This is a genomic window from Salinarimonas sp. (assembly GCF_040111675.1).
Classification (GTDB): Bacteria; Pseudomonadota; Alphaproteobacteria; order Rhizobiales; family Beijerinckiaceae; genus Salinarimonas.
Window position 1 is genome coordinate 2,252,613 of record NZ_CP157794.1, and the last position, 13,792, is coordinate 2,266,404.

Here is a 13,792-nt window from a genome sequence, read left to right on the forward strand (position 1 = left end):
GCGGAGCGCGCGGCCGGGGCATCCGGAGCGGGCGCGTCGGCCGCGACGGCCTGAGGCCGCTGCGTGAGGCCGCTCGGTCGGCCCTGCCGGTCGCCCGCCGCCGGTCGCCGGTCAGCTTCCGGGCAACGCGTCCTCGAGCAGGTCGAGCGCATCGGCCACCGTGCGCAGGCGCACCATGGAGCGGCCGAGGTCGCCGTAGCGCACGACGCGGTGACGCGTCTCGCCGCCGCGCCTCGCGCAGGCGAGGTGGACGAGGCCCACCGGCTTCTCGGCCGAGCCGCCGCCGGGTCCGGCGATCCCCGTGACGGACACCGCGACGTCGGCGCGCGAGGCCGCGAGCGCACCCTCGGCCATGGCGCGCGCCGTCGCCTCGCTCACGGCGCCGTGCGCGAGGAGGGTGTCGGCCGACACGCCGAGGCATTCGCTCTTCGCCTCGTTGGAATAGGTCACGAAGCCGCGCTCCACCACCGAGGACGAGCCCGGGATATCGGTGAGCAGCCCTGCGATCAGCCCGCCCGTGCAGCTTTCGGCGGTCGCGATCGTCAGCCCCGCGGTCTTGTAGGCGTCGAGCAGCGCGGTGGCGCGATCGCGCATCTCGTCGGGAAAGATCACGCCGCGTCCTCCGGAAGCCGTATGGTCGCCGCCGCCTGCGCCGCGAGCCCCTCCTGGCGGCCGGTGAAGCCGAGCTTCTCCGTCGTCGTGGCCTTGATCGAGACGCGCGAGACCGGAACGTCGGCGGCGCGCGCGATCGCCTCGCGCATGGCCTCGCGATGCGCGCCGACCTTCGGCGCTTCCGCCAGGATCGTCACGTCGAGGAGGTCGATCACGCCGCCGCGGGCGCGCACGCGCTCGGCGGCGAAAGCGAGAAACCGGTCGGAGGAGGCGCTCTTCCAGCGGGGATCGGAGGGCGGGAAATGGGTGCCGATGTCGCCCTCCGCGAGAGCGCCGAGCAGGGCGTCGGTCAGGGCGTGCAGCGCGACGTCTCCGTCCGAATGGGCGAGCACGCCCCGCTCGTGGGCGATGCGCACGCCGCCCAGCCAGACGTGGTCGCCTTGCGTGAAGGCGTGGACGTCGAAGCCCGTGCCCATGCGCGTGATCATGCCGCTCTCCGTGCCGGTCCCGGCGGCGAAATCCTCCGGCCGGGTGAGCTTCAGGTTGCCCGGCTCGCCGTCGAAGACGTGAACGGGGTGGTGCGCCCATTCCATCAGCGCGCCGTCGTCGGTGAAGTCGTCGCGCCCCGCCGCCCGCGCCGCCTCGTGCGCGTCCCGCAGCGCCGCGAAGGCGAAGGCCTGGGGCGTCTGCACGGCGCGCAGGCTGGCGCGCGGCGGCGTCTCGACGACGCGTCCGCTCTCGTCGACGCGCTTGATCGTATCGACCACGGCGACGCCGGGGATCGCCGCGCCGGTCTCGCGGGCGGCGGCGATCGCGCGGTCGATCAGGGCCGGCGTCAGGAAGGGGCGCGCCGCGTCGTGGACGAGGACGATGTCCGGCGCCCCGACCTCGGCCAGGCGGGCGAGGCCGTTCGCCACCGAGATCTGCCGCGTCGCGCCGCCCTGCGCCGGCGCGACGAGCTTCGCCCGCGCCGCGGGAGCGAGCCCGGCGACGATTCGGGCGTAGAAGTCCGAATCGTCGGCGTGCGTCACCGTCAGGATGCGGTCGATCGTCTCATGCGCGCCGAAGAGCGCGAGCACCCGGCCGAGCACGCTCTCGCCGCCGACGAGCCGGTACTGCTTCGGATCGCCCGCTCCGGCGCGCGAGCCGCGACCCGCGGCGACGATCAGGGCGGCGATGCGGGGCCTCTGGGACACGCGGTTTCCTCGATCGGCTGTCACGATCGCGGTGATAGAGAATGCCGCCGCGAGAGGCAATCGGCGCCGTCCCGTCCGATCGCGCATGCCCAGGCTTGCCAATTTGGCGGGCTTGTCTAATTGTTGAGCAGAATGACGAGTCGCCCGACCATGAGCCCCGCTTCGATCTCTCCCGCGAATGCCGCCGCCTGGCGTATCGGTCCCGTGCCGATCCCCCGTCGCGCCGTGCTCGCGCCCATGTCCGGTGTCACCGACGTGCACCTGCGCCGGATCGCGGCCGGCTTCGGCGCGGGCCTCGTCGTCTCCGAGATGGTCGCCTCGGACGACTTCGTGAACGGCGACGAGGAGACGCGGCTGCGCGCCGAAGGGGAGGGCGTCTCGCCCCACGTGGTCCAGCTCGCCGGCTGCGACGCGCGCTGGATGGCGGAGGCCGCGCGCCTCGCCGAGGCGAACGGGGCGGGTATCGTCGACATCAACATGGGCTGCCCGGCCAAGCGCGTCACCGGCGGCTGGGCGGGCTCGGCGCTGATGCGCGACCTCGACCACGCGACCACGCTGATCGAGGCCACCGTCGCCGCGGTGGCCGTGCCGGTGACCGTCAAGATGCGGCTCGGCTGGGACGAGGCCTCGATGAACGCCCCGGAGCTCGCCCGCCGGGCGGAGGCCGCGGGCGCGCGGGCGATCACCGTTCACGGCCGCACGCGCCGGCAATTCTACAAGGGCGTCGCCGATTGGGATGCGATCCGGCCCGTGCGCGAGGCGACGCGCCTGCCGCTGGTCGCCAACGGCGACGTCGCGAGCCTGGACAACGCGCGCGCCTGCCTCGCCCGTTCCGGCGCCGACGCCGTGATGGTGGGCCGCGCCGCGCTCGGCCGGCCCTGGCTCGTCGCCACGATCGGCGCGGCCCTCGCGGGCCTGCCCGCGGAGGAGCCCGCGCCGGCGGAGAAGGTCGCCGCCATGCGCGCCCATTACCAGGGGCTCCTCGCCCTCTACGGCCGCGCCATGGCCGTGCGCCACGCCCGCAAGCACCTCGCCGCCTTCGCCGATCACGCCCGCACGGACGGCTTCGCGCTGCCCGATCCGCTCCGGTCCCGTCTCGTCACGAGCGAGGACCCCGCCGAGGTCGTCCGCCTGATCGAGGCCACCTACGCCCATCCCCTCCGAGACGCCGCATGAGAACCCCCACGTCCGAGGCGGTGATGAACGCCCTGCCGCTGCCGGTCCTCACCGTCGGCCCGGATCAAGTCATCCTCGCCGTCAACGCGGCGGCGGAAGCCTTCCTGGAGGCGAGCCAGCGCGTCCTCCAGCGCCAGAAGCTGAGCGATTTCATCCCCTTCGGGTCGCCGGTCCTGAGCCTGATCGAGGAGGTGCGCCGCCGCGGCGTCTCGGTCAGCGAGTACCGGGTCGACATCGGCGGCCCGCGGCTCGGCCTCGAGCGCATCGTCGACGTGTTCGCCTCGCCGATGGCGGAAGCGCCCGAGGTCGTGGTGCTGATGATCCAGGAGCGCACCATCGCCGACAAGATGAACCGCCAGCTCACCCACCGCACCGCGGCGCGCTCGGTGACCGCGCTCGGCGCCATGCTGGCCCACGAGATCAAGAACCCGCTCTCCGGGATCCGCGGCGCGGCGCAGCTGCTCGAGCAATCCGCCGCCGACGACGACCGGCTGCTCACGCGCCTCATCTGCGACGAGGCGGACCGAATCGTGAAGCTCGTCGAGCGCGTCGAGTTGTTCGGGGACCAGCGCCCCGTCGAGCGTGCGCCGGTCAACGTGCACAGCGTGCTCGACCACGTGAAGCGCCTCGCGCAGATGAGCTTCGCGCGCCATTTGCGGATCATCGAGAGCTACGACCCCTCGATCCCGCATGTGCTCGCCAACCGCGACCAGCTCATCCAGGTGGTGCTCAATCTCGTGAAGAACGCGGCCGAGGCCATCGGCCCGGACGCGCTCGAGGGCGAGATCGTGCTCTCGACCGCCTTCCGCACCGGCGTGCGCCTCGCCGTGCCGGGCTCGGCGGAGCGCGTCTCGCTCCCCATCGAGATCGCGGTGCGCGACAATGGGCCGGGCATTCCCCAGGAGCTCGTCTCCGACCTGTTCGACCCGTTCGTGACCACCAAGGCCAACGGCTCTGGCCTCGGACTTGCATTGGTGGCCAAGATCGTGGGCGACCACGGCGGGATCGTCGAGTGCGATCCCGCGCCGCGCAAGACCACGTTCCGCATGCTCCTGCCGATGCACGCCGCCGAGGACGGGCGCGGCTCGTGACGCGTTAACGACCCATCCCCGAGAGTGCGATCCATGCCCAGCGGACACATCCTCCTCGCCGACGACGACGCCGCCATCCGCACCGTGCTGAACCAGGCGCTGTCCCGGGCCGGCTACGAGGTGCGCTCCACCTCCAACGCGGCGACGCTGTGGCGCTGGGTGGCGCAGGGGGACGGCGACATCATCATCACCGACGTGGTGATGCCCGACGAGAACGCCTTCGACCTGCTGCCGCGGATCAAGCGGCTGCGGCCGGAATTGCCGATCATCGTCATGAGCGCCCAGAACACGTTCATGACCGCGATCAAGGCCTCCGAGCGCGGCGCCTACGAGTACCTGCCCAAGCCCTTCGACCTGAAGGAGCTCGTGGCCGTCGTCGGCCGCGCGCTCTCGCGTCCGCGCGGGCCCGTCTCCTCGGCCGACGGGGAGGGGGAGGACATCCCGCTGGTGGGCCGCTCGCCGGCCATGCAGGAGATCTACCGGGCGCTGGCGCGGCTGATGCCGACCGACCTCACCGTGATGATCACGGGCGAGAGCGGCACCGGCAAGGAGCTCGTCGCCCGCGCGCTGCACGATTACGGCAAGCGCCGCTCCGGCCCCTTCGTCGCGGTCAACATGGCGGCGATCCCGCGGGACCTGATCGAATCGGAGCTCTTCGGCCACGAGAAGGGCGCCTTCACCGGCGCCACCGCCCGCTCGGCCGGGCGCTTCGAGCAGGCCGAGGGGGGCACGCTCTTCCTCGACGAGATCGGCGACATGCCGATGGAGGCGCAGACGCGGCTCCTGCGCGTGCTCCAGCAGGGCGAGTACACGACGGTGGGCGGGCGCACGCCGATCAAGACCAACGTGCGCATCGTCGCCGCCACCAACAAGGACCTGCGCATCTCGATCCAGCAGGGGCTCTTCCGCGAGGACCTGTTCTTCCGCCTCAACGTCGTGCCCCTGCGCCTGCCGCCGCTGCGCGAGCGCGTCGAGGACATTCCCGACCTCGCCAGGCACTTCTTCGCCCAGATCGAGAAGGAAGGCCTCGCCCGCAAGCAGATGGATTCCGAGGCGATGGACCGTCTCAAGCGCTACCGCTGGCCGGGGAACGTGCGCGAGCTCGAGAACCTGATCCGCCGCCTCGCCGCGCTCTATCCGCAGGACACGATCACCGCGCCGATCATCGAGGGCGAGCTCGACGTGCGCCCGATCGAGTCGCCCGTGGCCGCGGGGGGCGACGGCGCGGAGGCGCCGGAGACGCTCTCCGGGTCGGTGGAGCGCCACCTCACCCGCTATTTCTCGAACTTCCGCGATACGCTGCCGCCGCCGGGGCTCTATCACCGCATCCTGCGCGAGGTGGAGGGGCCGCTCATCGCCGCCGCGCTCACCGCCACCCGCGGCAACCAGATCCGCGCCGCCGAGCTCCTCGGCCTCAATCGCAACACCTTGCGCAAGAAGGTCCGCGACCTCGACCTGCCGGTGATCCGCACGAGCCGCTGACGGCGGCGGCTCGCCACGCCCCCCTTTCGCTTCCCCGTCGGCAGTGTATTAGTTTCGCCACACTGTTGTGTGAACGCATCAGCGCAAACGGGCGAATCGGGGCGGGGGCCCCGCGGCGAGGCCGACGTGAAACAGATGCGGGGCAAGACGAGCGCGGACGACGAGATCGCCGCCACGGGGCCGGGCTGGGTCGGCCTCGTCGTGGTCGTGGCCGCGCTCGTCTCGGCGCTGGCGTCCTTCCTGATCCTGTCCGGCCTCACGCCGATCGAGCCGACCGAATCGGTCACGGTCAACGCGCTCGCGGTGAATCTCGGCTTCATCCTCGCGCTCGGCGCGATCATGGCCGTGCAGGCGAAGCGGCTGGTCCGGGCGCGCCGGGCCGGCGCGGCCGGCGCGCGTCTGCATCTGCGCTTCGTCGCCCTCTTCAGCGGGATCGCGACGGTCCCCGTCGTCGTGGTCGCCGTCGTCGCCTCGATCACGCTGGCGCGTGGGCTCGAGCCCTGGTTTTCGGGCTGGGTCGGCACGCTCCTGCAGAACACGGTGGAGATCGCCCACGAATACCGCGAGCTGCAGTGCCGGACGCTCGCGCGCGAGACGACGCTCATGGCCGCGGATCTCGACCGCGCCAAGGTGCTCTACGACGCCGATCCGAACCTGTTTCGCGAGTTCATGCGCTCGCGCGCGACCTTCCTCGGCTTTCCGGTCGCCATGGTGGTGGAGCCGGACGGGCGCGTCGTCGAGGAGATCGTCAACGTCCCGATCCCGGGCCTCGAGGTGCCGGGCCCGCGCGACCTCGCGGACGCCGACGAGGAGGACGCGCTGTGCCTCGTGCCGCGCGAGGATTCGGTGCTGCGCTCGATCCTCAAGCTTCAGGAGCACGACGGCCGCATCCTCTTCGTCACGCGCTTCGTCGACCGGCGCGCCCTCGACTTCCCGGCGGAAGCGGAAGCGGGCATGAACTACTACAACCTCCTCGCCCAGCTCTCCTCGGGCATCCAGATCGCCTTCGCCTCCATGCTCGCGGTGATCACGTTGATCATCCTGCTCGCGGCGATCTGGTTCGGGCTCGGCTCCGCCGACCGGCTGGTCGCTCCCATCCGTCGGCTCATCCGCGCGACGCAGCAGGTGGCGGAAGGGAACTTCTACGTCCAGGTACCGGTGCGCCGGACGGAAGGCGACCTCGCCTTCCTCGGCCAGACCTTCAACGCCATGACGTCGGAGCTGCGCCGCCAGCACGACGGGCTCACCGCCGCGAGCGACCTGATCGACCGGCGCCGGCGCTTCACCGAGGCGGTGCTCTCGGGCGTCTCCGCGGGCGTGGTCGGCCTCGACGCGCACGGGGCGGTCACCATCATGAACCCCTCGGCCGAGCGGCTGTTCGGCCTCTCCGAAACGAACGCCGTCGGCCGTCCCGCCGCCGACGTCCTGCCGGAGCTCGCGGGCCTCGTCGAGACGGCGCGCAGCGCGCGCACGCGGCTGACGCAGGCCCAGATCGCCATCCAGCGCGGCGGGCGCGAGCGCACCGTCGACGTGCGCGTCACCTCCGAGCAGGCGCGCGGCGACGAGAAGGGCTTCGTCGTCACCCTCGACGACATCACCGATCTCGTCTCCGCCCAGCGCACCTCCGCCTGGGCCGACGTCGCGCGCCGCATCGCCCACGAGATCAAGAACCCGCTCACCCCGATCCAGCTCTCGGCCGAGCGGATCCGGCGCAAGTACGGCAAGGTCATCACCGAGGACCGCGCCGTGTTCGACCAGTGCACGGACACGATCGTGCGTCAGGTCGACGACATCAAGCGCATGGTCGACGAGTTCTCGTCCTTCGCCCGGATGCCCAAGCCGAAGATCGTCGAGCGCGAGGACCTGTCCGACACGGTGCGCCAGGCGCTCTTCATGATGCGCATCGCCCACCCCGACATCGCCTTCGAGGACGAGCTGCCCCAGGAGCCGCTTCTCGCCCGGTTCGACCGGCGGCTCGTGTCACAGGCGGTGGCGAACATCCTGAAGAACGCGGCGGAATCCATCGCCGAATCGCCGGATGCGACGCCCGGCGAGGGTCGCATCACGGTCGCGGTCGGCCTCGAGGAGGGCGTCGTCGCCATCGACGTCGTCGACACGGGCCGCGGCTTCCCCACCGAGAACCGCCAGCGGCTGCTCGAGCCCTACATGACCACGCGCGACAAGGGCACCGGACTCGGCCTGCCGATCGTCGCCAAGATCTTCGAGGAGCACGGCGGCGGCGTCGAGCTTCGCGACAATCCCGCCGGGCGGGGCGCCTGGGTGCGCCTCTGGTTCCCGGCCGAGCCCGCCCGCGAGGCGGGCGAGACCACACCAAGCGCCGACGCGGCGCGCATCTCGGGGGCGACCACGCCATGAGCGCCGATATCCTCATCGTCGACGACGAGGCCGACATCCGCGATCTGGTCGCGGGAATCCTGGAGGACGAGGGCCACCGCAGCCGCACCGCCGGCGGCTCGGACGAGGCGCTCGCCGCCATCGAGAGCCGGCGCCCGCACCTCGTCTTCCTCGACATCTGGCTCCAGGGCTCGCGGCTCGACGGGCTGCAGGTCCTCGAGCAGATCAAGGCGAGCCATCCGGAGCTGCCGGTGGTGATGATCTCCGGCCACGGCAACATCGAGACCGCCGTCTCCGCGATCAAGCTCGGCGCCTACGACTTCATCGAGAAGCCGTTCAAGGCCGACCGGCTGGTGCTCGTCGCCGAGCGCGCGCTGGAGGCCTCGCGGCTCAAGCGCGAGGTGCGCGAGCTGCGCGCCCGCTCGGCCGAGGCGAGCCGGATCTGCGGCAAGTCGCCGGTCATGAACCAGCTGCGCCAGACGGTCGAGCGCGTCGCGCCGACCAACGCGCGCGTTCTCGTCACCGGCGCGCCGGGCTGCGGCAAGGAGCTCGTCGCACGCACCATGCACGCGCTCTCCAGCCGGGCCAACGGCCCCTTCGTGGTGATCAACGCGGCGACGATCACGCCCGAGACCATGGAGGCCGAGCTCTTCGGCGTCGAATCGGGCGAGAGCCGCGACCGCCGCGTCGGCGCCCTCGAGGAGGCGCACGGCGGCACGCTCTACATCGACGAGATCGCCGATTTCCCAAAGGAGACCCAGGCCCGCATCCTGCGGGTTCTCGTCGAGCAGAATTTCCAGCGCGTCGGCGGCTCGACGCGCGTTCACGTCGACGTGCGCATCGTCTCGTCCTCCAGCCGCGACCTGAAGGCCGAGATCGCGGCGGGGCGCCTGCGCGAGGACCTCTTCCACCGCCTCAGCGTCGTGCCGATCCGCGTGCCGTCCCTCGCCGAGCGGCGGGAGGACGTGCCGGAGCTGATCGGCTTCTTCATGGAGCAGATCTCGCGGGCGACCGGCCTGCCGCCGCGTCGCATCGGCTCGGACGCGCTCGCGGTGCTCCAGTCGCACGACTGGCCCGGAAACGTGCGCCAGTTGCGCAACAACGTCGAGCGCCTGATGATTCTGGCGAGCGGCGATCCCGAGATCGAGATCACCGCCGACATGCTCCCCGCCGAGGTCGGCGCGCTCGTGCCGGCGACGCCGAGCGGGGCGGGCGGAGAGAAGCTGATGAGCCTGCCGCTGCGCGAGGCGCGCGAGATCTTCGAGCGCGAGTACCTGATGGCCCAGATCGCACGTTTTTCCGGCAACATCTCGCGCACGGCCGAGTTCATCGGCATGGAGCGCTCGGCGCTCCACCGCAAGCTGAAGTCGCTCGGCGTGAACGCCTGACCATGGTCGCGCGCGAAAAAGCGCGCGTGACGGCGACAAGGGGACTTGCCTTGGCGATAGGACCCATCTGTAATGGGCGTGCCGGTTCAGGGCCGCCAGCAGGCGGTCGATCTAAGTTCCATGGCTCCTGACTTCCAAGACCGGCGGCGGCAGGGTGGCGAGGCAAACTCATGGCGGGCGAGCGTGCGCAGAATCTGCAAGACACGTTTCTCAATCACGTGCGGAAGAACAAGGTCCCCCTGACCATCTTCCTGGTGAACGGCGTGAAGCTCCAAGGCGTTGTCACGTGGTTCGATAATTTCTGCGTCCTGTTGCGCCGCGATGGACACTCACAGCTCGTCTACAAGCACGCGATCTCCACGGTCATGCCGGGGCATCCGATCCAGCTGTTCGAGCAGGGGGACGAGGGCGGCGAGAAAGGCTGAGCCGTGAGCGAGCCGAAGCCGCCCGTCGAGGAGAGGCTCCAGCGGCTGGCCGAGCCCGAGAAGGAGGTCGCCTCGGGGACCCCGACGCTCGTGGTCGGCCCCTACCTGACGCGCCGTCGCGCGGGCGGGGAGGGCGAGAGCGCGCCGGTCAACCCGCGCGCCTTCGAGGCGCGGCTGGAGGAGGCCGTGGGCCTGGCCGGCGCCATCGATCTCGCCGTGGTCGAGGCGCTGGTCACGCCGCTCTCGGCGCTCAGGCCGGCGACGTACCTGGGCAAGGGCAAGGTCGAGGAGCTCAAGGGCGTGGTCACCGCCCACGAGATCCGTCTCGTGGTGATGGACTGCGCGCTCTCCCCGGTGCAGCAGCGCAACCTCGAGAAGGAGCTCGGCGCCAAGGTCATCGACCGCACGGGGCTCATTCTCGAGATCTTCGGGCGCCGCGCGCGCACCCGCGAAGGCCGGCTTCAGGTCGAGCTGGCGCACCTGAACTACCAGAAGAGCCGGCTCGTGCGCTCCTGGACGCATCTCGAGCGCCAGCGCGGCGGCTACGGCTTCCTCGGCGGCCCGGGCGAGACGCAGATCGAGGCGGATCGCCGGCAGATCCAGGAGCGGATGACCCGCATCGAGCGCGACCTCGAGACGGTGACGCGCACCCGCGCGCTCCACCGCACCTCGCGCCGCCGCGTGCCGTACCCGATCATCGCGCTCGTCGGCTACACCAATGCCGGCAAGTCGACGCTCTTCAACCGCATGACCCGCGCCGAGGTCATGGCGGAAAACATGCTCTTCGCCACCCTCGACCCCACCTCGCGGGCCATCGCGCTGCCGCACGGCGAGAAGGCGATCCTGTCGGACACGGTGGGCTTCATCTCCGACCTGCCGACCATGCTCGTCGCCGCCTTCCGGGCCACGCTCGAGGACGTGATCGAGGCCGACGTGCTGCTCCACGTGCGCGACGTCTCGCACGGCGAGACGCAGGCCCAGGCCGAGGATGTCCGGCAGGTGCTGCGCGATCTCGACATCGACCCCGACGACCGTGCGCGCATCGTCGAGGTCTGGAACAAGGCGGACCTGATCGACGCCGACGAGCGGGCGCGGCTCGAGGCGATCATCGCGCGCATGGACCCGGCCGAACGTCCCGCGCTCGTTTCCGCCGTGACGGGGGAGGGGATCGACGAGCTCCTGCGCGTGGTCGAGGACCGCATCGCCCGCGGCCGCCCGACCTACGCCGTGACGCTCGACCCGGCCGACGGGGCGGGCGCGCATTGGCTCTACGAGCAGGCGGAGATCTTCGGGCGCACGGACGCCGAGGATCGCGTCGACTTCCTCGTGCGCATCGCCGCCGAGAAGGAGCCGCGCTTCCTCCAGCGCTTTCCCCAGGCGAGGCGCGCCCTCGGCTGAGGTCGCGACGCGGCCTCACCCCTCCGTCACGCGCCCCTCGTTCGGCGCGAGCCGCCCGGTCTCCCGCGCGCCTTCGTGGGTCGAGAGCAGCACGCGCCCGCCTTCGGCCAGCGGCCGCGGCGCGTCGGCGAAGTTGAGCGCGACCACGATCCGCCGCGCGCCGTGCCGGCGCTCGAAGACGAGAACGTCGTCCGCGGCCGAAAGCGTGCGGTAGGCGCCGAGCGCGAGGGCGGGCTCGGCGCGGCGCAGCGCGGCCAGCCGGCGGATGAGGGCGAGCATGGAGCCGGGGTCCCGCGCCTGGGCCGCGACCGGCGCCGCGCCGCCGATCGGGAGCCACGGCGCGCCCGTCGTGAAGCCGGCGGTCGGGCCTTCCTCCCAAGGGATCGGCGTGCGCACCGGGTCGCGGCCGAACCCCTGGCCCGGCGCGTTCTTCTCCATCGGGTCGTGGACCAGCTCCGGCGGGATCGGCACGTCGACCATGCCGAGCTCGTCGCCCTGGTAGATCGTCGGCGTGCCGCGCAGCGTGAGCAGCAGCATGGCCGCGACGCGTGCCTGCGCCGGGCCGACGCGGCCTGCGATGCGCGGCCGGTCGTGGTTGCCCAGCACCCAGTTCGGCCAGGCGCCCTCCGGCAGCGCCGCCTCGTAGGCGTCGACCAGGCCCGCGATGGTCTCGGCCCGCCAATCGGCGAAGATCAGCTGGAAGTTGAAGGGCAGCTGGAAGCCGTCGAGGCCCTCGCCGCCGTAATAGGCCATCACCTCGGGCAGCGTGCCGTAGGCCTCGCCGATCAGCAGCCGCTCGGGCTCGTACTCTCGGGCGACCCGCCGCATGGCGCGGGCGGCGTCGAAGACTTCCGGCTGGTGGGCGGTGAAGGCGCGGTGGAGCGCGCGGGCCTCCTGCATGGGCGGGCGCCAATGCGGGTCCGGCGGGTTGCTCCGCAGGCGCGCGTCCGGGACGAGATGCTCCACCGCGTCGACCCGGAAGCCGTCGACGCCGCGGTCGAACCAGAAGCGCATGACGTCGAGCATCGCCTCCTGGACGGCCGGGTTGCGCCAGTTGAGCGCCGGCTGCTCGCGCAGATAGATGTGGAGCCAGTACTGGCCGGTCGCCGCATCGAGGCTCCAGGCCGGCCCGCCGAACTCGGAGAGCCAATTGTTGGGCGGCCCGCCGTCGGTCCCCGGATCGGCCCAGACGTACCAGTCCCGCTTCGGGCTCTCGCGCGAGGAACGGCTCTCGCGGAACCAGGGGTGCTCGTCGGACGTGTGGCTCGGCACGAAGTCCATCAGCACCTTCAGCCCCCGCCCGTGCGCCGCGGCCACGAGGGCGTCGAAGTCGGCGAGCGTGCCGAACAGCGGGTCCACGCCGCGATAATCCGACACGTCGTAGCCGAAGTCCTTCATCGGCGAGGGATAGATCGGCGAGATCCAGACGGCGTCGACGCCGAGCGTCACGAGATGGTCGAGCCGGCGGGCGATGCCGGCGAGATCCCCGATGCCGTCCCCGTTCGAATCCTGGAAGGAGCGCGGATAGATCTGATAGACGACCGCGTGTCGCCACCAGGTCGCCTCGTCGCGCTTGAGTTCGGTCATCGAGCAGGCCTTCGTGTCGTCGCGTTTCGTTCGCCGCCCGCATAGGGCATCGCACGCCGCGAGGGCAACCGTGAAGGGCGGCGTTGGTTCGCCGCCGCGTCCGCGGCATTCACCTTGCGCGAGCCGTCCTTTGGCCGCATTTTGGCATCTCACGGCTCGTGGGGGGCAGGGGGCTTCGATGACGACAACCGGCGCCGGCGAGGTCCGGCCGAGGCCGCCGCTCTTCCGGGCGTTGGGCGCGGCCGAGCCGCCCGCCATGGTGCGCGTCGACGGCGTCGACTACGCGCGCGTGACGGTGTTCAAGCACGATTCCTGGGCGGCGACGGCGCTCTACGCGGCGGACGAGCGCTTCATCACCGTAAAGTTCAACCGTATCCAGCCGATCTTCATCGTGCCGATGCGCTGGCTCGGCCGTACCCTGGCGCGGCGCGAGGCCGGCTTCCTGGCGCGCCTCGCCGACGTGCCGCTCGTGCCGGAGGTGCTCGGCCCGGTCGAGGTCGGGGGACGCGTTGCCGACAACGCGGTGGCGCGGGTCTATATCGCCGGCCGGCCCTTCAAGGACCGCAACGGCATCGCGCCCGATTTCACCCGTCAGCTCGAGGGCCTGCTCGCCGAGGTCCACGCCCGCGGCATCGCCTATGTCGACCTGCACAAGCGCGAGAACGTCATCGTGGACGGCGAGGGGCGGCCGAACCTGATCGATTTCCAGGTCAGCCTCGGCATCGGCGCGCGCTGGCCCTGGAACGGCCGCCTGTTCCGCCGCTTCGTCGCGCTCCTGCAGGAGACGGACAGCTACCACGTGCGCAAGCACCACGTCCGCCTCTACCCCGAGGCGTTCACGCCGGAGGAGCGCGAGACCTACGCCCAGCCGCCCGGCATCATCGGCGCGCACCGGCGCGTGGCGAAGCCCATCCGCCGCTGGCGGCGCGCGCTGCTCGCGCGCCTGCGCGTGCGCGACCGTTCCGGCATGGCGCATTCGGAGCACGAGCCCGAAGTCGCCTTTCGGCGCGAGGAGGACGCGGGACGGGAGCGCTGACGCGGAGCCGGAAACGCGCATCAGCACCCGCGGCGCTGCGGACCTT

General features: G+C 71.6%; 11 protein-coding genes. 8 read left to right on the forward strand and 3 right to left on the reverse strand.

Translation table 11 applies throughout. The annotated features are described in order from the left end of the window. Window positions 1-111: 111 nt before the first annotated feature. Window positions 112-594 (reverse strand): nicotinamide-nucleotide amidohydrolase family protein, encoded by a 483-nt coding sequence (locus tag ABL310_RS10425; RefSeq protein ID WP_349372037.1) that lies wholly within the window; start codon window positions 592-594, stop codon window positions 112-114. Window positions 595-608: 14 nt separating this feature from the next. Next, entirely contained in the window at window positions 609-1,808 is a 1,200-nt protein-coding gene (locus tag ABL310_RS10430) for a bifunctional 2-C-methyl-D-erythritol 4-phosphate cytidylyltransferase/2-C-methyl-D-erythritol 2,4-cyclodiphosphate synthase (protein ID WP_349371610.1), read from the reverse strand. A gap of 150 nt (window positions 1,809-1,958) precedes the next feature. Between ABL310_RS10430 and dusB the strand changes: the two genes are divergently transcribed. From dusB to hflX, 7 genes are all read left to right on the forward strand, one after another. After that, complete coding sequence (dusB, locus tag ABL310_RS10435) at window positions 1,959-2,984, forward strand: tRNA dihydrouridine synthase DusB (protein ID WP_349371611.1); 1,026 nt, start codon at window positions 1,959-1,961, stop codon at window positions 2,982-2,984. Next, the gene (locus ABL310_RS10440; RefSeq protein WP_349371612.1) at window positions 2,981-4,075 is read left to right on the forward strand and encodes an ATP-binding protein; all 1,095 of its coding nucleotides are present in this window, start codon (window positions 2,981-2,983) and stop codon (window positions 4,073-4,075) included. The genes dusB and ABL310_RS10440 overlap by 4 nt, the downstream gene beginning before the upstream one ends. 33 nt (window positions 4,076-4,108) lie before the next feature. Beyond that, window positions 4,109-5,557 carry a nitrogen regulation protein NR(I) gene (ntrC, locus tag ABL310_RS10445; RefSeq protein ID WP_349371613.1) on the forward strand — a complete coding sequence of 483 codons (1,449 nt, stop codon included), beginning with the start codon at window positions 4,109-4,111 and terminating at the stop codon, window positions 5,555-5,557. Between the two features lie 135 nt (window positions 5,558-5,692). Next, a complete protein-coding gene (locus ABL310_RS10450; protein ID WP_349372038.1) occupies window positions 5,693-7,933 on the forward strand; it encodes a PAS domain-containing sensor histidine kinase in 2,241 nt (746 codons plus the stop codon). Continuing rightward, window positions 7,930-9,300, forward strand: coding sequence for a sigma-54 dependent transcriptional regulator (locus ABL310_RS10455; protein ID WP_349371614.1), 1,371 nt, complete (start codon window positions 7,930-7,932; stop codon window positions 9,298-9,300). Before ABL310_RS10450 ends, ABL310_RS10455 begins: the two co-directional genes overlap by 4 nt. 170 nt (window positions 9,301-9,470) lie before the next feature. Continuing rightward, window positions 9,471-9,725: an RNA chaperone Hfq gene (hfq, locus tag ABL310_RS10460; protein ID WP_349371615.1), complete on the forward strand. Its 255-nt coding sequence runs from the start codon at window positions 9,471-9,473 to the stop codon at window positions 9,723-9,725. A 3-nt stretch (window positions 9,726-9,728) separates the two neighbouring features. After that, complete coding sequence (hflX, locus tag ABL310_RS10465) at window positions 9,729-11,123, forward strand: GTPase HflX (RefSeq protein ID WP_349371616.1); 1,395 nt, start codon at window positions 9,729-9,731, stop codon at window positions 11,121-11,123. Window positions 11,124-11,138: 15 nt separating this feature from the next. Here hflX and ABL310_RS10470 read toward each other — a convergent pair whose 3' ends face one another. After that, a complete protein-coding gene (locus tag ABL310_RS10470) occupies window positions 11,139-12,710 on the reverse strand; it encodes an alpha-amylase family glycosyl hydrolase (RefSeq protein WP_349371617.1) in 1,572 nt (523 codons plus the stop codon). A gap of 178 nt (window positions 12,711-12,888) precedes the next feature. Here ABL310_RS10470 and ABL310_RS10475 point away from each other — a divergent pair, with 178 nt between their 5' ends. Then, a complete protein-coding gene (locus ABL310_RS10475; RefSeq protein ID WP_349371618.1) occupies window positions 12,889-13,746 on the forward strand; it encodes a hypothetical protein in 858 nt (285 codons plus the stop codon). The last annotated feature ends 46 nt before the right edge of the window (window positions 13,747-13,792 follow it).